Here is an 18,312-nt window from a genome sequence, read left to right as displayed (position 1 = left end):
GAGGCCACCGGCTTTTCCGCGCAGGACCGCTCACGGGACGTTCGCCGCCATGATGTCATCATACCCCTGTTTTGCCCGACGGGTCAAATTGATTTCGTAAAATCCGCAATCGAAGTGATTTCAGTGACTTGGCTACTGTGCATGGGGTCGTTTTTCGAGTTTATTGCTTGCCGTGCCGGGAGCGCCTTCATCAGCCGTCAGTGACGCTTGAAATACTGCACCTCGCGCTCGTGCTTCTCGGCGGCCGCACGGCTCCTGAAGGTCCCGAGGTTACGGCGCTTGCCGGTCTTCGGATTCACCTTGCGTGAATAGAGGCGGTATTGGCCCGATGCCAGTTTGCGGATCATGATCGCGCTCCGTTTTGCCGGGACGTCAACGGCGCATGCGCGAGCCAGGTTCCGTCAAATCGTGGCTCTGTTCGTGAAGCGCCGCGCAATCGCGATGGCGTTCAGAAGCACAGCGTGGTGACCAGCTTGCCCTGCTTGTCCTTGATCGCATAGGGGCAGCGAATGCGTTCCAGCGCCTTCTTGGCATCCTCATCGCCGAGCGCGGCGGCGCGCTCGTAATAGGCCTTTGCGGCGTCCTTGTCCTTCGGCCCGCCGCGGCCTTCCTGCGCGAAGGCGCCCATCCGCTCCAGCGCGCCGGGATGGTTCTGTGCCGCCGCCTTCTCGAACAGTGCGCGCGCCGCGACGTCATCCTTTGCGCCGCCATCGCCTTCAGACAGCATCAGGCCGAGCTGGTACTGCGCCTCCGCATTGGTCTCGGCAGCCTTGCCGAGCAGCGCGCGCGCCTGCGCGGGATCGGCCGGCGCCGCGCCACCCGCGCCGCCGAGCGCTGCGAGATTGCTGACGCCACGGGGGTTGCCGGCCTGCGCCGCCTTCTCGAACAGCTTTCGCGCTTGCGCCTCGTCCTTGGCGACGCCCGAGCCTGTGGCGTAGGTCACACCGAGATCGACCATCGCCGCACTCGATCCCTTGTCGGCAGCCTTGCGCCAGGCGGCGATCGCCTCCGCCGTCTGCCGGTTCGCTGCATATGCACGGCCGAGCGCGAACATCGCGCGCCGCGAGGATGGCGCGGCCTGTTTGCAGAACTTGATGGCGGTCGCGATGTCGGAGGACGCGATCTCCGCGACGCCCTTCACGTCGGCCGGCTTGTCGGGATCGCTGGGATCGGCGGCGACCCGGTCGCACAGGACGAGATCGGCCGATTGCGCCTGCGCCGTCAGGGGCACGGCGAGCGCGAAGAGCATGGCAAGGAGGTAAGTCCGCATGGTCGTCACGTTGCGTCTCCGCCTCGGCAAATTCAAGGCTCAAGTCCCGACTGGCGCAGGACGGGGGTGACCTCGGGCGATGCCAGATGGCGCAGCAGCCGATCCGCGGCGTCGGCATGTTTCGCGTTCGCCACGCGGCCGGCCGAGAACACGGCCGGTGTCTGCAACTCGTGCGGGATCGGACCGACCACCTCGATGCCGCCGACCTGCTTGAGCTCGCTGACCTGCTGCACGGCAAGGTCTGCCTCGCCGGTCACGAGCCGCTCCGCGGTAAATCCCTGCTCGACGATGGCGGCCTTGGCATTGATCTCGGCCGCGATGCCCATCCGCACGATCAGCTGGGCGAAGTACACGCCGCTCGCACCGAGCCGCGAATAGGCGACGGACCGCGCTGCGAGCAGCGTCCTGCGCAGCGCGGCTTCACTGCCGATGTCGGGATGCACCTGCCCTGCCCGCACGGCGATGCCGACGAAGGAGCGCGCCAGATCAGCTGCGCTCGCGGCAACCACGCGGCCTTCGCCGATCATCTCGTCGAGCCCCTCGCGGGTGAGGATGACGAGATCGGCGGCCTCGCCCTCGCGCAACCGCTTGAGCAGCGCCAGGGTCGGCGCGAAGTCGGCATCGACATGGATGCCGCAGGTCGCCTCGAAGGCGGAGGACAGGCTGCGCATCGCGCCCATCAGGCCGAGCGTCGAGAGCATGCGAACGTTTTCCATGAGCAGGTCCTGGCGCAATCAGGCGCGGTGCATCAGCTTGAGGGCGGCAATGGACAAGTTTCGCGGCGCCGCAGTCGGCAGGCACAGCAGCGGCCGTCATCCAAATGCAAAAATCCGCCGGAGCCTTCGCTCCGGCGGATTGAGCACCAACCCGGGCCAGCCCCCCAGCCCGGGCCGGGAGGATCTTAGGCCGCGGCCTTCTTGTCGGTCGGCACGGATGAGATCGTCTTCAGGATCTGCGAAGCGATCTGGTAGGGGTCGCCCTGCGAGTTCGGACGGCGGTCTTCCAGATAGCCCTTGTAGCCGTTGTTGACGAAGGAATGCGGAACGCGGATCGAGGCGCCGCGGTCGGCAACGCCATAGCTGAACTTGTTCCACGGCGCGGTCTCGTGCTTGCCGGTCAGACGCTTGTCGTTGTCCGGGCCGTAGACGGCGATGTGGTCCATCAGGTTCTTGTCGAAGGCGGCCATCAGCGCCTCGAAGTACTCCTTGCCGCCGACCGTGCGCATGTACTCGGTCGAGAAGTTGGCGTGCATGCCGGAGCCGTTCCAGTCGGTGTCGCCGAGCGGCTTGCAGTGGAATTCGATGTCGATGCCGTACTTCTCGGTCAGGCGCAGCATCAGGTAGCGGGCCATCCACATTTCGTCAGCGGCCTTCTTGGAGCCCTTGCCGAAGATCTGGAATTCCCACTGGCCCTTCGCGACTTCCGCGTTGATGCCTTCATGGTTGATGCCGGCAGCCAAGCAGAGGTCGAGATGCTCTTCGACGATCTTGCGGGCGACGTCGCCGACGTTCGAGAAGCCGACGCCGGTGTAGTACGGGCCCTGCGGCGCCGGATAGCCGGCGGTCGGGAAGCCGAGCGGACGGCCGTCCTTGTAGAAGAAGTATTCCTGCTCGAAGCCGAACCAGGCGCCGGCGTCGTCGAGGATGGTGGCGCGCTTGTTGGACGGATGCGGGGTCTTGCCATCGGGCATCATGACTTCGCACATCACGAGCACGCCGTTGGTGCGCGCACCGTCCGGAAACACCGCGACCGGCTTCAGCACGCAATCGGAGCTGTGGCCTTCGGCCTGCTGGGTGGAGGAGCCATCGAAGCCCCAGAGCGGAAGCTGCTCGAGCGTCGGGAACGACGCGAATTCCTTGATCTGAGTTTTGCCGCGCAAATTCGGAGTCGGCGTGTATCCGTCGAGCCAGATGTACTCGAGCTTGTACTTGGTCATTGAGCCTCTCTGTAGATGATGCGAAAGGTTGGGGGCCCGGGAGGCCCCCGCACGTTTTGTACCCGGCCATCATCGGCCGGCGCTTCCCAAGCATTTAACGTGCCAAAAGGCCGCAGTACGGGCGGTTTTCCACCGCGGCCGGCTCGTCCTCGCCGCGGACGAGCCACCCACGTCACCGTGCGTCATAGCCGCGCACCTCCACGTAAAGCTGCACTGCAAAAATCCCGCGGAAAACGCCCGAATCTGAAGCAGCGGACACCGCCCCGGAGGTTGCCGACTAAACGCGCATCAACGTCCGGCAATTTTCGCAAACTCTCCCACCCCTCCCCGGCAACCTTCGGAATGGCTCAAGCGTTGGTCAGCGGCAGCGTGCCTTGGAGGATGCAGAAGGCTATCTGCCCACAAATTGGGCGGAAACTGATTTCCTTTTCAGCACTTTCCAATCCGGGAAGCGCGGCCGATATGGGGATTCCAGTAACCACAATCGAACGAGTCGGGCGCACCATGGAGGCCAAGGCGCTTCGACCAAGGAGAAATCGCAATGATGAACAATGGTCTGAGTCACGGATCTGCGAAGATCTACCAATTCCCCGTCGGCGGCCGTGCGGCTCTCGGGGGACGCCGTTATGGCGAGACCCGCCTTCCCGCCGATCACGCCTCGCTGCCCTCGAACGTCTCGATCTGCAGCGACAGCTGGTATCATCAGGATGCGGTCGACGAAGCCAAGCCCAAATGGGAACGCTGATGACAGTTGCTGGTTTGATAGCGCCGGGCTCTCGCAAGTGGCCGGCAGCAGTTTGAAAAGGGTCGAAACAACGGTGTTTCGGCCCTTTTTGATTCCTGGTGAACTTCCGGCTAGAGCCCGGGCTTCTCGATCACCGCGCAGGCCGTGACCGGCCGCTTCAGGTGCTTGACCGTGGTCGCTCCAGTCTTGCCGATGACGAGCGTGATCCCCGCCCCCGAATAGCGTGCGCCCGAGACCGACAGCCGCTTGGCGAGTGTGACGGGCTCGCCGTCGATCTGGAGGAAAGCGCGCTTGTCGTAGTCATAAAATCCCACGATGAACTGGGTACCATCGGCGCAGCGGTAGGTCTTGAACGTCTGCGCATCCGCCTGCCGCGCGTAGCCAATTCCGCCCGCCAGCATGGCGACCGCCAAAACAATGGCCTTGTGTCGGCTCATGATCGCCCCCTGTAATGGCCTGAAGGATGCCGCAGCGCATCCAGTGGAACCATAACCCAAGCCGATCCCATGCAAGACTCTTCCCTAAAAGACTCCCATGTTCGCCATCTCGCCCTGCAAGGCGCCAGCAATTTTCGCGATCTCGGCGGCTATCCGACCACCGATGGCCGCACCACGCGCTGGCGGCACATCTTCCGCTCCAATCATCTCGGCCAGCTCACCGCGGCCGATGTCGAGATCGTCCGCGCGCTGGGCGTCAGAAGCGCGTTCGATTTCCGTGGGCTGGAGGAGCGCGCGGCCGGCGTCTGCGTCGTGAACGAGATCACGGTGCACTCGCTGCCGATCGAGCCAACCGTCGTCGCCGCGCTGCGCGCCGAACTCGCCCGGGGCACGCTGACCGCGCCGGTGGCGCTGGAGCTCATGCGCGAGTCCTATCGCAACTATGTTCGCCACAACACGCATAGCTTTCGCGCGCTGTTCGGCCATCTGCTCGAAGACCGCGCGCCGCTCGTGATCCACTGCACCGCCGGCAAGGACCGCACCGGCTTTGCCAGCGCGCTGATCCTGCATGCGCTGGGCGTGCCCGACGATGTCATTGCCGAGGACTACCTCTTGACCAACCGGCACTACAAGCGCGACGCGTCAAACGCCTCCGATCTTCCGGCCGATGTTCTCGACGCGATCGGCAGCGTCGAGACCTCGTACCTCGCGGCCGCGTTCGAAGCGGTCGGCAGCGAATATGGCGATCTCGAAACCTATCTGCGCGATGGGCTCAAGCTCGGCACGGCCGAGCGGACCGCGTTGAAGGCGCGCTATCTGCAATCATAGGCCACCGCGCCGGGAGAACGATGATGCAAGACAAGGTCCTGATCGTGACCGGCGCATTCGGCGCGCTTGGCAAGGTGGTTGCGGAGACCGCACAGGCGCGCGGCGCGCGCGTTGCCGGCATCGATCACGCGCCTTCGCGGAGCTCGGCAAGGCCTGAGAGCATCGAGATCGGCGGCGTCGACCTGTCCGACGCGGCGCAGGCGAAGACGGCCGTTGAGACGGCGGCCAAGCACTTCGGCCGGCTCGACGCGCTGATCAACATCGCCGGCGGCTTCGCATTCGAGACCATTGGCGACGGCGACATCAAGACCTGGCAGCGCATGCATGCGCTGAATGTCCTCACCGCGCTCAACACCTCGCGCGCGGCGCTGCCGCACCTCGTCGCATCCAAGGCTGGCCGCATCATCAATATCGGCGCGATGGGCGCGCTCCAGGCCGGCAGCGGCATGGGCCCCTATGCCGCCTCGAAAGCCGGCGTGCATCGCCTGACCGAAGCGCTCGCCAGCGAGTGGAAGGGTAAGGTCACGGTCAACGCCGTGCTGCCCTCGATCATCGACACCCAGGCCAACCGCGCCGACATGCCGAAAGCGGACTTTTCCAAATGGGTGACGCCACAGGAGCTCGCAGAGGTGATCCTGTTCCTCGCCAGCGATGCCGCCAGCGGCGTCACCGGCGCGCTGATCCCGGTAGGTGGACGAGTATGATTACGCATTGATCGATGGTCCGAACATCGGCTTGATTCAATCGGAGCCGAGAAGGCACTAGACTAGCCGCGACTGATTCTCCGATCGGAACTCCCTTGGAAACCGCGCTTTACCTGCCCGTCAAACGCTTCCTCGAAGAGCTCGGCTTCACGGTCAAGGGCGAGATCGGCGGCTGCGATCTCGTCGGCCTCAGCGCCGGCGATCCGCCGGTCGTGGTGATCGGCGAGCTCAAGCTCGCCTTCAATCTCGAGCTGATCCTGCAGGCGGTCGATCGCGCACCGGCCGGCGACGAGGTCTGGATCGCGGCGAAGATGTCGGCGCGCGGCAAGGGACGCGAGAGCGATGCGCGCTATCGCAATCTCTGCCGCCGCCTCGGCTTCGGCATGCTCGGGGTGACCGATCGCGGCCAGGTCGAGGTTCTGGTGAAGCCGCCAACCACGGCGCCCCGCCGCGAGCCGAAGGTGCGCTCGCGCCTCGTCGCCGAGCATCAGCGGCGCCAGGGCGATCCGGTGCTTGGCGGCAGTACCCGCGCACCGATCATGACGGCCTATCGGCAGCAGGCGCTGGCCTGCGCATCAGAGCTCGCGACAGGTCCGCGGCCCGTACGCGAGCTGCGTGTGCGCTGTCCCGATGCCGGCAAGATCTTGCTTAACAATGTGTATGGCTGGTTCGAGCGCGCCGAGCGGGGAATCTACCGGCTCACCGAAGCCGGACACGCTGCCCTGAAACGCTGGCCTCAGCAGCGGGCGGTGGTCGGCGCCGGTGCTGCGTCACCGCCATGACACCCGACCGGTGCATAGCTGAGCTGCCACACCAATTACATATTGCAATGCAACATTCGCGGCACTAGGTATCCCGGCATCAAAACGAGGCCGTTATGAGCGCAGACTGGAATACCAAATATGGCACGCGGCGCGTGCGCCACGATCCGCCCACCCTGGACGAGGCGATCTTCGCCGCTGTCGGCATCACCGACGATCAGGCGCAGCAGGCCGAGATCGCCGCAGCCCTGATGGGAATGCCGCTCGAGATCGTGCAGGCCGAGGTGAAGAAGCAGGCCCGCAGCAACAGCCGCATCACGGCCACGCGGGTGATCGCCGGCGAACAAGGCGCGCAGCGCTCCGTCGTGGTCGAACGCCGCATCGTCCGCCGTTTCGGCAACGACAAACGCACCGGCACCTGAGCGTTCATTTCGCCACCCAGAATACGAAAGCGGACCGGTTTTGCCGGTCCGCTTTTTGATTCCCGTGCGCGATTTGGGCTACGCGGCGCGATTGCCGTACATGCTTGAGATCAGCTTCCAGCAAGTGCTGTTGAAGCTGAGAAGAGCGCGCCCGGCCGTGAAGGGCGAGGCCGCGAGATCGGCGAGCTCGGCCTCAGGCGTCTTGGCGAGGTCGATCGTCCCGGTCGATTCGCCGTGGCGGAAAGCCAGATGCGCCCCGAACTTCCGGGCGAGCGCCCGCATCGCGTGATTCTCGGCACCCGTCGTGATGCGCAGCTGCTTGTAGCCTTTCCAGCGCGCCTCCGCGATCAGGCGGCGGAACAGCACTGTGCCGACACCCTGGCGGCGCGCGGACGCTTCCACACTGAAGGCGACTTCAGGCAAGGAATCGCCTTCCGGCGGATGCAGTTCGGCCGCACCGCGGACCATGCCATCGACGATATAGGCAACGATCACGGTGCCGTCCTCGGCGCAGCGGGCGGCGTAGCGCTCGATGAAGCTGTCGTCGAGAAAGCCGTTGAAACGGTCGTGCCGGCTTGCGGCATCGAGCCTCAGCAGGTGATCGCGCAGAAGCGGCAATTCTTCCTGCTGGATCAGGGTCCGCACATAGCCCGGGGCAGTGCGGACGGTCTCTTCAAGTACCACGTCAGAACTCCTCTTGGTGTCCCTCGAGGAGGCGTTCGAATCCCTAGGACCCCTATATTGTGCATCGCACCATGATTTTCAAGACGGAGACCTGCCCAAGTTAGAGGCAGCGGAAGCGACCAATTGGTTAATAAAATCAATATCTCGTGGTCTTACAGGACCAGCTGCGTCTGGGTCACCACGGCGACCAGCTTGCCATCCTCGGTTTCCAGCCGGGTGGTCCAGATCTGGGTCCGCCGGCCACGATGGACCGGAGTGGCCGTGGCGATGACAGTGGTCCCCTCCTTGGCGCCGCCGATGAAGTTGGTCTTGCTCTCCAGCGTGGTCGTGCCCTTGGCGTCCTCGGGCAAGTTGATCACGGTCGCCGCTGCGCCGACGGAATCGGCCAGCGCCATCACCGCCCCGCCATGGATGGTGTGGTGAAGCGTGCAGAGATCGGGCCGGACCGTCATCCGCGCCACCACGCGATCCTTCCCGGCTTCGACGAACTCGACGCCTTTGAGCTCGGCGAACGGCATCTTCATCGCTTTAAGTTTCTCGAGCGGCGTCATCAAAAGCCCTCCCAATTCATTGTTGTCTCAACGTGAATGGCTTCGCACGGCAAAGCAATGACGTCCGAGGTAATGGCCACCGTGACATTGTCCGCTGCATGAGCGCATATGGTCTCGCCATGCGCCACTTCCCGCCCCGCCGCATCGTCTGCCTGACCGAGGAAACGGTCGAGACGCTCTATCTGCTCGGCGAGCAGGACCGCATCGTCGGCGTGTCCGGCTACGCCGTCCGCCCGCCGCAGGTGCGGCGCGAAAAGCCGCGGGTGTCAGCCTTCGTCTCAGCGGACATCCCGAAGATTCTGGCATTGGAACCGGACCTCGTACTGGCCTTCTCTGATCTCCAAGCCGGCATCGTCGCCGACCTCGTCCGCGCCGGCATCGATGTCCATGTATTCAACCAGCGCGACGTCGCCGGGATCCTGGCGATGATCCGCACGCTGGGTGCACTGGTTGACGCCGCCGGGCGCGCGGAAGACCTTGCGCAAAGTTTCGAGCGGCGCCTCGCGGCGATCGCAGCGACGCCCCGCCCCTCGCCCCGACCAAAAGTCTATTTCGAGGAGTGGGACGATCCATTGATCTCCGGCATCGGCTGGGTTTCCGAATTGATCGAGATAGCCGGCGGTGCGGATGCGTTTGCCGAGCTGCGACATCGGCAGGCGGCGAAGGAGCGCATCGTCTCGGCGGAGGCAGTGCGCGAGGCCGCGCCCGATGTGATCCTTGCCTCCTGGTGCGGCAAGAAAGTCGTGCCTGCCCGCATCCGCCAGCGCGATGGCTGGAGCAATATCCCCGCCGTGCGCGACGACCGCATCGTCGAGATCAAGTCGCCGATCATTCTCCAGCCCGGGCCGGCGGCGCTGACGGATGGGCTCGATGCGATCGTTGCGGCGTTGTGGGGTTGAGCGCGAATGAGCTGACCGCAGCTCTCGTGTCCCGGACGCGCTGCGACGCCATAGCGCGTCGAAGACGCGCGTAGACGCGCTGATGGCGTTGCTGCGCAGAGCCGGGACCCATCTCTCGACGGATTTCGGTGCCGCGTGGACCCCGGCTCTGCAGCGCACCGCTGAGAAGCGCTGCGCTGCGTCCGGGGCACGCGATTTTGCTCACGTTACCGCATTCACGACCTGATATTCCGGCCGCCGCCACACTTCGCCTGAAATCACCTCCTCTATGATCCCGGCCGCCTTCATCACCTCGCCCTCGCCGATATACAGCGGCGTAATCCCGAACCGCATGATGTCGGGCGCGCGGAAATCGCCGATGACGCCGCGCGCGATCAGGGCCTGCATGGCGGCGTAGCCGCCGTCGAAGGCGAAGGAGACTTGCGATCCACGCTGCTCTTGCGCGCGCGGCGTCACCAGCTTCAAGGACGGGCAACGGCGTTCGACCTCCGCAATCAGGAGATCGCCGAGCGCCAGCGAGCGCGCACGAACCTCCTTGATATCGACGCTGTCCCAGATGTCGAGCGAGGCCTCCAGCGCCGCCATGGCCAGCACCGGCGGGGTGCCGACGCGCATGCGCTCGACGCCGCCGGCCGCCGCATAGGCGAGCTCGAACGCAAACGGCTTTGCGTGGCCCATCCAGCCGGACAGGGCGGCACGCACGCTGTCGGCGTGGCGCGGGGCAACATAGAGGAAGGCCGGCGCGCCCGGGCCCGCGTTGAGATATTTGTAGGTGCAGCCGGCGGCGAAATCGGCGCCGCAGCCGGAGAGATCAACCGGCAGCGCACCGGCGGAATGGGCGAGATCCCAGACCGTGACGATGCCGAGCGCATGCGCTTTCGCCGTCAGTCCCGCCATGTCGTGGCGGCGGCCGGTGCGGTAATCCACCTCGGTGATGTAGAGCACCGCAATCTCCTCGGATAACGCGGCCTCGATCTCCTCCGGCGCCACCAGGCGCAATTGATGGCCGCGCCCGAGCGTCGCAATCAGGCCTTCGGCCATGTAGAGGTCGGTCGGGAAGTTGCCGGTGTCCGACAGCACGATCTTGCGGGACGGGGTCATGTCGAGCGCGGCGGCGAGTGCCTGATAGACCTTCAGGGACAGCGTGTCTCCGACCATCACCGAGCCGGCTGCAGCACCGATCAACCGCGCGATGCGATCGCCGACATGGCGCGGCTGGACATACCAGCCTGCGGTGTTCCAGGCGCGGATCAGCTCGTTGCCCCACTCGTCGGTGATCACGCGATTGACGCGCTCGGCAACGCCCAGCGGCAGCGCACCAAGCGAGTTGCCATCGAGATAGATCACGCCGTCAGGCACATGGAACAGCGCCTTGGTGTCGTCATAGACGCGAAGCCTGGTCATGGACATCCCTACAGAATCGTACGCACGCGCCAGAGTTCGGGAAACAGCTCGACCTCCAGCATGCGCTTGAGATAGCTGACGCCGCCGGTGCCGCCGGTGCCGCGCTTGAAGCCGATGACGCGCTCGACCGTCGTCACGTGGTTGAAGCGCCAGCGGCGGAAATAGTCCTCGAAATCGACCAGCTTCTCGGCCAGTTCGTAGAGCATCCAGTGCGTCTCCGGCGCCTCGTAGACGATACGCCAGGCCTGCAGCACGCCTTCATTGAAGCTATGGGTTTCGCGAACATCGCGCGCCAGCACCGCCGCAGGCATCTTGAGCCCGTTGCGGTCGGCGAGCCGCAGCACCTCGTCATAGAGGCTTGGCGTCGCGAGCTCGGCCTCGAGCAGCTTCGTCGTCTCCGCATCGTGCGCATGCGGCTTCAGCATGGCGTGGTTGCGGTTGCCGAGCAGAAATTCGATCAGCCGGTATTGGCGCGACTGGAAGCCCGAGGATTGCCCGAGCTGCGAGCGGAAACGGGTATATTCGCTGGGGGTCATGGTCCGCAGCACGTCCCAGGCGTTGTTGAGCTGCTCGAAGATGCGCGACATCCGCGCCAGCATCTTCATCGCGGACTGCACCTGATCCCGTGAGATCGCACGGCGCGCGGCGCTGAGCTCGTGGATAGCGAGCCGCATCCACAGCTCGGTGGTTTGATGCTGGATGATGAACAGCATCTCGTCATGCGCTTCCGACAGCGGATGCTGCGCGCCAAGAATCGCATCCAGCGCAAGGTAGTCGCCATAGGACATGCGCCGGGCGAAATCGGTCTCGGCGCCTTCGCTTGCAGGATCGTAATCGCGGGACGTCATGACGGATCCTTTCGATCGATCTTCCCCGGCTTTGCTCAGTCGAGGCCGATCAGGCGGGCGGTGATCGGCGAGGACGGGTCCTTCAGCCCGTCGATCACGGTAAAATGGTTGAGACCGGGATCGATGACGAGGTGCGTCGGCACGTCGAAGCCGGTCCAGATATTGGCCATCAGATCGGACTGGCGGATGAATTCGGGCCGCTCGCTGCCGCCGACCCAGGCGGTCACAGGCGAATGCCCGCGCGGCAAGTGCAGCGCCGCGCTTTCCAGCATCGCCTCCTCCATCGTCATGCGCAGCGTCTCGTTCATCCTGGTCTTCAGGAGTGGACGCAGATCGTGCAGGCCGCTGATCGAGAGCGTGCCGGCGATGCGGTTGTAGACGGCGGACTCGAGCCGGCTGTCGTCGCACAGCATGCGCGTGACGAGATGGCCGCCGGCGGAATGGCCAGCGAGCCGGATCGGCCCCGAGACGAGCGCAGCCGCTTTGGTGACAGCGGCGGCGATTTCTGCGGTGATATCGGAGACGCGTGCGGCCGGCGTCAGCGTGTAGCTCGGCAGCGCCACCGTCCAGCCATGATGGCGCGCGCCTTCGGCGAGATCGGTCCAGGTCGATTTGTCGAAGCGCATCCAGTAGCCGCCATGGACGAACACGACGAGGCCCTTGCTGTCGCCGCCGGGCAGGATCAGGTCGAGCTTCTGGCGCTCGCCGGCGCCATAGGCGATGTCGGGGCGAAGCTCCGTCAGCCCGGCGCGGTAGGCCGCCGCTCGCTCCGCCCACAGCGCCGGCATCTTGTCCGAGCCCGGGATATGGGCCGAATTGGCATAAGCGTCATCCCAATCGCGCATCGTTGCTCCCGAGGACTCGTCCAGCGAACCGGACACCAGTCTGCCACCGGCACGGCCGGCATCCTAGTCTTTCTTTTAAGCTTAAAGCATTTGGAGAGCCGGTGGATTGGGCAGCGACCGCTACGAGCCGAGGTGTCTTAGGGTGGGCAAAGCGAAGCGTGCCCACCACTTCATTCGGGTGAGGAACGACGGTGGGCACGGCGCAAGAGCGCCTTTGCCCACCCTACGATATCTCGATCGCTACGCCTTCTCGACCCCGCACCATTCCGCGATGAACAGCGCCATCGCCTTGGTCGTCTTCTTCAGTGACTCCAGGTCGACGAACTCGTTGAAGCCATGCATCTCGCCTCCGCTGGCACCAAAGCACAGGCTCGGAATGCCGTGGTTGAGGCCGTAGAAGCGCGTATCGGTCAGCGCGGTGAAGACGAGATCCTCTGGCATGCCGCCATAGACCTTGTTGAAGGCCTTGCCGAACGCAGCCTCAGGCTCCGCCGCATCGGTCAGTTCATAGCCTTCCGACAGGAAGCCGGACCATTCGACCTGTGGCGGATTGTTGGCGAGGAAACGGTGGTTGCGCGAAGCGGCGGCGACGCAAGCCATGATCTCCTTCTGGTGATCGGCGATCGACCAGCCCGGCAACACCGCAATCCGGCAGTCGACGTCGCACCAGGCCGGCACGCTCGAGGCCCAGTCGCCGCCCTTGATGACGCCGGCGTTGAAGTTGACGGGATGGTCGAGCGTCTTGAAGTGACGGTCGGCCTTGGCCCGCTCGTTCCATTCGATCTCGAGCTTTTGCAGCGCCTGGATCAAATGATACGCCGCCATGATCGCGTTCGCGCCGGAGCCTGCAAAGGCAACATGGGTCGGGTGCCCCTTTACGCGCAGACGAAACCAGATCACGCCGACCTGTGAGCGCACCATTTTGCCGCCGGTCGGCTCGGGAATGAAGCAGGCATCGGCACGGTAGCCGCGCTGAAGCGTCGAGAGTGCGCCGACGCCGGTGCTCTCCTCCTCGATCACCGATTGGAAATGGATCCGTGCCGTCGGCCTGAAGCCCGCGGCCTTGATCGCATCGAGTGCGTAGAGCGCGCCGATCGTGCCCGACTTCATGTCGCAGGCACCGCGGCCAAACATCTTCCCGTTCTTGATGACGGGTGAGAACGGCGGCGTATCCCACAATTCCAGCGGGCCCGCCGGCACCACGTCGCAGTGCCCCTGCAGGATCAGCGACTTACCGCCATTGGTCTGCGGACGGTAGGTGCCCACCACGGACCGCGCCTTCGAAAAGTCGTGCTCGATCGGGCCGAAGCCGCGCAGATCCTTCAAATCGTCGACATCGATGTGCCAGTCGTCGACCTCGTAGCCGCGTTCACGCAGGAGGTCGCCGATCATGTCCTGGCACGGCCCTTCGGCCCCGCGGGTCGAAGGGATCGCGACGAAATCGCTTGTGGTTGCAAGCTGAGCTTCGAAGCCGGCATCGACGGCGTCAAGAATCCTCTGCTGCGTTTCGGCATTCATTCGGGCAACTCCAGGCATTCCAATGGTCCCAAGGAGTGCGCAAACTAGCCGATTTCAGCCGTTCGGGTACTCCACAAAATAAGCATCCCGCAATGCATCTTCGAGCAGCCGGCCCGCCGAATAGCCATTCAGCGTCGCAGGCCGGGTCACGCCGTCGAGCAGGCGCGGGCACGGCTCCGGGGCGCCGAGCACGGTGCGGACTGGAATGCGCTCCGCATAGATCGGCAACGCGTAGTCCTCGTCGTCGTCGGCGACGCCCTTGGCGCGGATCTTGGCCGAGGCTTCCTCGATCTCCATCGCGATGAAGGACGTTGCCTTGATCTCCTGCGTCGTGCTCTGTCGCAGGCCAGCGGTGCGATCCGGAAAGAAGCGGTCGACCATCGCGATCACTGCCCGCTCCTTCTCGTCAGGGTCGGTGACGAGATAGGCCGTACCGAATGCCATCACCGCGCGGTAGTCGGCGGAGTGGTTGAAGCCGCAGCGCGCCAGCACGAGGCTGTCGAGATGGGCGACCGTCAGGCAGACACGCTCGCCCTTGGTCTGGTTGCGCAACATGCGGCTGGCGCTCGATCCGTGCCAGTAGAGCTTGGTGCCCTCCCGCCAGAAGAAGGTCGGCGTGCAATAGGGCTGGCCATCGATCGCGTAGGAGACGTGGCACAGCATCGAGGAATCCAGGATGCGATGAACCGTCTCGTGATCATAGAAGCCGCGGTCGTGCCGGCGCTTCACCTGGTTGCGCGCCGATGTCGGGTAGGAATTTGAGGTCTCGGTCTGGCTCACGGCCGCTCCTGCTCGGATTGGAACAATTCCAGGCCAGTTGTAGCCGTGGATTTGGTCTGCGATAGTGCCAATTCCATGCAAAAAATTCCGACCAATTCTCCGGCGCCCGCCAAGCCTCCTTTTCCGTCAAAGCCCGAGCTGCCGCTCGATCTTACCGGGGCGCACATCACTCCAGGCGCTTCCGCGGCGCACCGGCTGTACCAGGCGCTGTGCGAGATGATCGTGTCCGGGCTCGTCAAGCCGGGCGAGCCGCTGCCGCCATCGCGGACGCTGGCCAGGCAGACCGGCTTCCGGCGCAATGCCGTCGTCGCCGCCTATGAACGCCTGATCGCCGACGGCTTTGCCGACGCAACCGTCGGGTCCGGAACGTTCGTCGCGACACGTATCCCCGCGAGGGGGGCCGCCGAGCCGAACAAGCCGAAGGTGGTCGTCGAAACGCCCAGGCAAGGCGCATTCGCTCTCGGCTGCACTCATATCGACGAACGCGCCGTGCAGCGTTTTCGCGCTTTCGTCGGCCGCCGCATGCGCGCATTCGGGTCCGAGCACCTGCATTATGGCGACCCTCGCGGCAGCCGCGAGCTGCGTGTGGCGATCGCCGACCATCTGTTGTCGGCGCGGGGTCTGCGTTGCGACCCCGATCAGATCATGCTGACGTCGGGCACGCTGCACGCGCTGCGCATCGTGTTGAGCGCGATCCTGAAATCCAACGACCAGGTCTGGTGCGAGGATCCAGGCTATCCCGCCGCGCGAAAAACCGTCGCCCATTGCGGCTATCGCGCCGTGCCAATTCCCGTCGACGAGTACGGGATGCGTGTCGCCAAAGGCCGCATCGCGGCGCCGTCCGCGCGCGCGGCCTACGTCACACCGTCGCACCAGTTCCCGCTTGGCGTGCAGATGTCGATGCCGCGGCGGCTCGAGCTTCTGGACTGGGCGAGGCAAGTCGGCGCATTCGTGCTCGAGGACGATTACGATAGCGAATTCCGCTATGACGGCGCACCGCTGATGTCGCTCGCCGGCATCGATCGCCTCCAGCGCGTGATCTACCTGGGCACGTTTGCCAAGACGCTGTTTCCGGGCCTGCGCATCGGTTATTGCGCCCTGCCCGAACGCCTGATCGCGGACGTGACGGCTGCGCGCGCGGCGCTCGATCGCTTTCCCGGCACGCTGATGGAAGGCGCGGTGGCCGACATGCTCAATTCCGGTGCCTTCGCCGCGAACCTGAAGCGCGTGCGAAAACTCTATCGCGAGGCACGCGACGTGCTCGCCGAAACGCTGGAAGTCGCATCGGATGGCGCGCTTTCGGTGCCGGTGCCCTCGCAAGGCCTGCATCTTGTCGCCCGGTTCGATCCTTCGGTCGATCTGTCGGTGGCAGCGCATGCCAAGCACGCGGCCGGCGCAGAAGGCTGGCTATTGGCCGACACCTATTCGCGCGGGCGTCCTCTGCCCGGCTTCGTGCTGGGATTTTCGGGGCACCCGGTTCCACAGCTCGTGGCCTCCGCCGAACGTCTCGCGAGGGAATCGCGCGCGGCGTTGGGCGCAAGGGGAAGATCGACCCGCCGGGCGTGACGAAGCTTTACTATCAGAATCGCCCGCCGCTCCCTAGATTGCGGCATCGATGCCGGGACCTCACATCATGCTGCTTCGCCACACGACCTGCCTCTTGCTGCTGATCTCCATCGCGCTTGCCTCGACGGCACGCGCAGGCACCATCGGACGCGAGCAGGACATCGTCGATCTGAAGCTCGGCCAGCGCGTGCTCGTGGATGACGGAACCTGCCCCGCCGGCCAGGTCAAGGAAGTCCGCGGCGCGAAGATGACCGACAAAGGAGTCTCGCGCACGAGCTCCTGCGTGCCGCGGCACGGGCCGAAATCGAGATGATGATCTGAGAAGCTACTTCGCCGGATCGAACATGCACTGCAGCGTCGGTTTGGCGATCTTGGTGAAGGTCGGGCCGATCTCGCTCTGCTTGGAGGCCGGCACCCAATCGGTCTCGATGGTGGGCACGCCGGTCTCGCTGATGCCGCGCAGCAGTGCTTCGCGCAGATCGCGGTCCTCGACGGCCGCGGCGGCGTGATCGTGCAGACAGCCGCAGACCTCCTCCGGATGCTCCCAGCGCCCGAGCATGCGCGGCGCGCACTGGCGCACGAATTCGCTCCGGGGATCGGGTAGCCTGGAGGGTGCGCGCGCTTGCGCCTGAACGGAACCGATCGCCAGAAGGGACACGAACGCTGCGGCGCAGAGACGAAGCAACATGATGGGCTTTGCCGGCTGTTTTCTTTGCGATCAAAAGCGGGCGGCGACCATGATCGGCTGCGCTGCCGGGACCGTGACGGGCGAGCCGCTGTACTGGAAGGTGCCGACCCCGGGGAGATTGCCGTCGGGCGAACCCGCCAACGAGGAGCCGGCGAGCACGAAACCGAAAGCAAGGATGAGGCTGAGCGCGCGCATGAACTTGTGTCCCAATTCGGTGGCCGGCGGTGCGCCGTCGTCGTTGTGACGCTGATAACCATGGGCCGTTTCGCGCGTGATGCGCGAAAAGCTGAAAATGGTTTCGTCTTCGTGAGAATTGTTTCGTCCCATTCAACAGGACGAAACAATTCTCGGAAAATGCCAGTCATTTCAGACAGGTTTCGCTGCAGGCCAAAGTGGCCTGCCAAGTTCCGGAACCAGCGTGGACACGCGCCTGGCACCGGTGCCGTCACGCGGCCGCCGCGCGCGCTTCACATGCATTTTACGTTTTTCTGCTGAAGAGGACGGCAAACGAGGGCTGGGTCCGATCGAACCGGGGGTGGTTCGGCAGCGACCCAAGCCATCGAAACCGAGACGCCCGGATCATCGGGCGCATTCACGTCAGGGATGGCCACCATGATGGCGGGAAATCGCGCAACGCGGCGCGATGCGGAACCACGGACGGACCGCGGAGATCAACCACCCGTTCGCGGCAGCGCCGGCGAAATGGCGCTGCAATCGAGCCGCGGCTTCGAGGCCGCGCCGCAGATGTTCGTGCGGCTGACCGGCTCTCATCTCGCGAAGCCGCGCGATCGTCGCTGAGCGAACGCAAGCGCGTCACTCCGTGAAGAACTCGCCGCACTTCTGGACGTTTGCGTCCGCCGGCCCCCACGGCATGATCGGCACGGTCGAGGTCGAGTTCTTGGGCGAGCCTTCGATCAGCTTGTCCGAATAGACCATGTAGACCAGCACGTTGCGCTTGGCGTCGCAGCCGCGCACGATCTGCATCTTCTTGAAGAACAGCGACCGGCGCTGGCGGAACATGTCGTCGCCCTGCTCCATCTTGTGCTTGAACTTGATCGGGCCGACCTGGCGACAGGCCAGCGAAATGTCCGAGACCTCCTCGGCAAGACCGAGCCAGCCCTTGAAGCCCCCCTTCTCCGGCACCGTGAAATGACAGGCGACGCCCTCGACTTCAGGATCGTCGAGACCATAGGTCGCGAGCTTGTCGTTCGGGCTCATCCATTTGAACACGGTGGAGCGGCGGAAGATCAGATCGGGCTCATCGGCCGCAGATGCCGACGCCATTGGTGCGGCCAGAGCCAGGAGGAATAAAGCAAGGCCTTTCAAGCGGATGCTGGAAAGACCAGGGAAACGAGATGACATGAAGTTCTCCGGTAGCAAGTCCCCGCAATGTAGGAACGCAAGCGACGATCGGGAAGGCGACGCA

The 18,312-nt window shown here is 64.7% G+C and carries 23 protein-coding genes; 8 read left to right on the top strand and 15 right to left on the bottom strand.

What is annotated here, in order from left to right; translation table 11 throughout:
* Positions 1-197 precede the first annotated feature (197 nt).
* The 4 genes from JQ566_RS06830 to JQ566_RS06815 all read right to left on the bottom strand — a co-directional run bounded on the left by JQ566_RS06830 (position 198) and on the right by JQ566_RS06815 (position 3,206).
* Positions 198-347: a hypothetical protein gene (locus JQ566_RS06830; RefSeq protein ID WP_212371213.1), complete on the bottom strand. Its 150-nt coding sequence runs from the start codon at positions 345-347 to the stop codon at positions 198-200.
* Between the two features lie 101 nt (positions 348-448).
* Positions 449-1,270 carry a tetratricopeptide repeat protein gene (locus JQ566_RS06825; RefSeq protein ID WP_212371522.1) on the bottom strand — a complete coding sequence of 274 codons (822 nt, stop codon included), beginning with the start codon at positions 1,268-1,270 and terminating at the stop codon, positions 449-451.
* A gap of 32 nt (positions 1,271-1,302) precedes the next feature.
* Positions 1,303-1,986 carry a substrate-binding domain-containing protein gene (locus JQ566_RS06820; RefSeq protein ID WP_212371212.1) on the bottom strand — a complete coding sequence of 228 codons (684 nt, stop codon included), beginning with the start codon at positions 1,984-1,986 and terminating at the stop codon, positions 1,303-1,305.
* 185 nt (positions 1,987-2,171) lie between these two features.
* Complete coding sequence (locus JQ566_RS06815) at positions 2,172-3,206, bottom strand: glutamine synthetase beta-grasp domain-containing protein (protein ID WP_212371210.1); 1,035 nt, start codon at positions 3,204-3,206, stop codon at positions 2,172-2,174.
* A gap of 541 nt (positions 3,207-3,747) precedes the next feature.
* On the opposite strand from JQ566_RS06815, the gene JQ566_RS06810 reads away from it, so the two are divergent.
* Entirely contained in the window at positions 3,748-3,951 is a 204-nt protein-coding gene (locus JQ566_RS06810; RefSeq protein ID WP_212371208.1) for a DUF2735 domain-containing protein, read from the top strand.
* A 110-nt stretch (positions 3,952-4,061) separates the two neighbouring features.
* Here the strand turns inward: JQ566_RS06810 and JQ566_RS06805 are convergent, their stop codons facing one another.
* Positions 4,062-4,388, bottom strand: a complete 327-nt coding sequence (locus tag JQ566_RS06805) for an MliC family protein (protein WP_212371206.1) — start codon at positions 4,386-4,388, stop codon at positions 4,062-4,064.
* A 69-nt stretch (positions 4,389-4,457) separates the two neighbouring features.
* On the opposite strand from JQ566_RS06805, the gene JQ566_RS06800 reads away from it, so the two are divergent.
* The 4 genes from JQ566_RS06800 (at position 4,458) to JQ566_RS06785 (ending at position 7,103) form a co-directional block, all read left to right on the top strand.
* On the top strand, positions 4,458-5,216 hold the full coding sequence (locus JQ566_RS06800) for a tyrosine-protein phosphatase (protein ID WP_212371204.1): 759 nt from the start codon (positions 4,458-4,460) through the stop codon (positions 5,214-5,216).
* A 23-nt stretch (positions 5,217-5,239) separates the two neighbouring features.
* On the top strand, positions 5,240-5,920 hold the full coding sequence (locus JQ566_RS06795) for an SDR family oxidoreductase (RefSeq protein WP_212371202.1): 681 nt from the start codon (positions 5,240-5,242) through the stop codon (positions 5,918-5,920).
* Between the two features lie 95 nt (positions 5,921-6,015).
* Positions 6,016-6,702 carry a DUF2161 domain-containing phosphodiesterase gene (locus JQ566_RS06790; protein ID WP_212371201.1) on the top strand — a complete coding sequence of 229 codons (687 nt, stop codon included), beginning with the start codon at positions 6,016-6,018 and terminating at the stop codon, positions 6,700-6,702.
* Positions 6,703-6,797: 95 nt separating this feature from the next.
* On the top strand, positions 6,798-7,103 hold the full coding sequence (locus JQ566_RS06785) for a hypothetical protein (protein WP_212371199.1): 306 nt from the start codon (positions 6,798-6,800) through the stop codon (positions 7,101-7,103).
* A gap of 78 nt (positions 7,104-7,181) precedes the next feature.
* On the opposite strand, the gene JQ566_RS06780 is transcribed toward JQ566_RS06785, so the two are convergent.
* Both JQ566_RS06780 and JQ566_RS06775 read right to left on the bottom strand, forming a co-directional pair.
* Entirely contained in the window at positions 7,182-7,787 is a 606-nt protein-coding gene (locus JQ566_RS06780) for a GNAT family N-acetyltransferase (RefSeq protein ID WP_212371197.1), read from the bottom strand.
* A 152-nt stretch (positions 7,788-7,939) separates the two neighbouring features.
* Complete coding sequence (locus JQ566_RS06775) at positions 7,940-8,338, bottom strand: PaaI family thioesterase (RefSeq protein ID WP_131868347.1); 399 nt, start codon at positions 8,336-8,338, stop codon at positions 7,940-7,942.
* A 119-nt stretch (positions 8,339-8,457) separates the two neighbouring features.
* On the opposite strand from JQ566_RS06775, the gene JQ566_RS06770 reads away from it, so the two are divergent.
* Complete coding sequence (locus tag JQ566_RS06770) at positions 8,458-9,237, top strand: cobalamin-binding protein (RefSeq protein WP_212371521.1); 780 nt, start codon at positions 8,458-8,460, stop codon at positions 9,235-9,237.
* 201 nt (positions 9,238-9,438) lie between these two features.
* On the opposite strand, the gene kynU is transcribed toward JQ566_RS06770, so the two are convergent.
* The 5 genes from kynU to JQ566_RS06745 all read right to left on the bottom strand — a co-directional run bounded on the left by kynU (position 9,439) and on the right by JQ566_RS06745 (position 14,632).
* Positions 9,439-10,641, bottom strand: a complete 1,203-nt coding sequence (kynU, locus tag JQ566_RS06765) for a kynureninase (protein ID WP_212371195.1) — start codon at positions 10,639-10,641, stop codon at positions 9,439-9,441.
* An 8-nt stretch (positions 10,642-10,649) separates the two neighbouring features.
* A complete protein-coding gene (gene kynA / locus JQ566_RS06760) occupies positions 10,650-11,489 on the bottom strand; it encodes a tryptophan 2,3-dioxygenase (RefSeq protein WP_212371194.1) in 840 nt (279 codons plus the stop codon).
* Between the two features lie 35 nt (positions 11,490-11,524).
* Positions 11,525-12,334, bottom strand: a complete 810-nt coding sequence (locus tag JQ566_RS06755) for an alpha/beta hydrolase (RefSeq protein WP_212371192.1) — start codon at positions 12,332-12,334, stop codon at positions 11,525-11,527.
* A gap of 240 nt (positions 12,335-12,574) precedes the next feature.
* On the bottom strand, positions 12,575-13,852 hold the full coding sequence (locus tag JQ566_RS06750; protein ID WP_212371190.1) for an ArgE/DapE family deacylase: 1,278 nt from the start codon (positions 13,850-13,852) through the stop codon (positions 12,575-12,577).
* A gap of 54 nt (positions 13,853-13,906) precedes the next feature.
* Positions 13,907-14,632 carry a pyridoxamine 5'-phosphate oxidase family protein gene (locus JQ566_RS06745; protein WP_212371188.1) on the bottom strand — a complete coding sequence of 242 codons (726 nt, stop codon included), beginning with the start codon at positions 14,630-14,632 and terminating at the stop codon, positions 13,907-13,909.
* A 75-nt stretch (positions 14,633-14,707) separates the two neighbouring features.
* On the opposite strand from JQ566_RS06745, the gene pdxR reads away from it, so the two are divergent.
* Together pdxR and JQ566_RS06735 are read left to right on the top strand one after the other, a co-directional pair.
* On the top strand, positions 14,708-16,198 hold the full coding sequence (pdxR, locus tag JQ566_RS06740; protein ID WP_212371186.1) for a MocR-like pyridoxine biosynthesis transcription factor PdxR: 1,491 nt from the start codon (positions 14,708-14,710) through the stop codon (positions 16,196-16,198).
* Positions 16,199-16,265: 67 nt separating this feature from the next.
* Complete coding sequence (locus tag JQ566_RS06735; protein WP_212371184.1) at positions 16,266-16,511, top strand: DUF6719 family protein; 246 nt, start codon at positions 16,266-16,268, stop codon at positions 16,509-16,511.
* Positions 16,512-16,523: 12 nt separating this feature from the next.
* On the opposite strand, the gene JQ566_RS06730 is transcribed toward JQ566_RS06735, so the two are convergent.
* From JQ566_RS06730 to JQ566_RS06715, 3 genes are all read right to left on the bottom strand, one after another.
* Entirely contained in the window at positions 16,524-16,886 is a 363-nt protein-coding gene (locus JQ566_RS06730) for a hypothetical protein (RefSeq protein WP_212371183.1), read from the bottom strand.
* 30 nt (positions 16,887-16,916) lie between these two features.
* Positions 16,917-17,081 carry a hypothetical protein gene (locus JQ566_RS06725; RefSeq protein ID WP_212371181.1) on the bottom strand — a complete coding sequence of 55 codons (165 nt, stop codon included), beginning with the start codon at positions 17,079-17,081 and terminating at the stop codon, positions 16,917-16,919.
* Between the two features lie 618 nt (positions 17,082-17,699).
* Positions 17,700-18,248, bottom strand: coding sequence for a CreA family protein (locus JQ566_RS06715; RefSeq protein ID WP_212371177.1), 549 nt, complete (start codon positions 18,246-18,248; stop codon positions 17,700-17,702).
* Between the last annotated feature and the right edge of the window lie 64 nt (positions 18,249-18,312).

Origin of the sequence: Bradyrhizobium sp. SZCCT0231 (genome assembly GCF_018130245.1) — a bacterium.
Lineage (GTDB): Bacteria > Pseudomonadota > Alphaproteobacteria > Rhizobiales > Xanthobacteraceae > Bradyrhizobium > Bradyrhizobium japonicum_F.
Note: the sequence above shows the minus strand (reverse complement) of the source record. Positions and strands in the feature narration are given on the sequence as shown.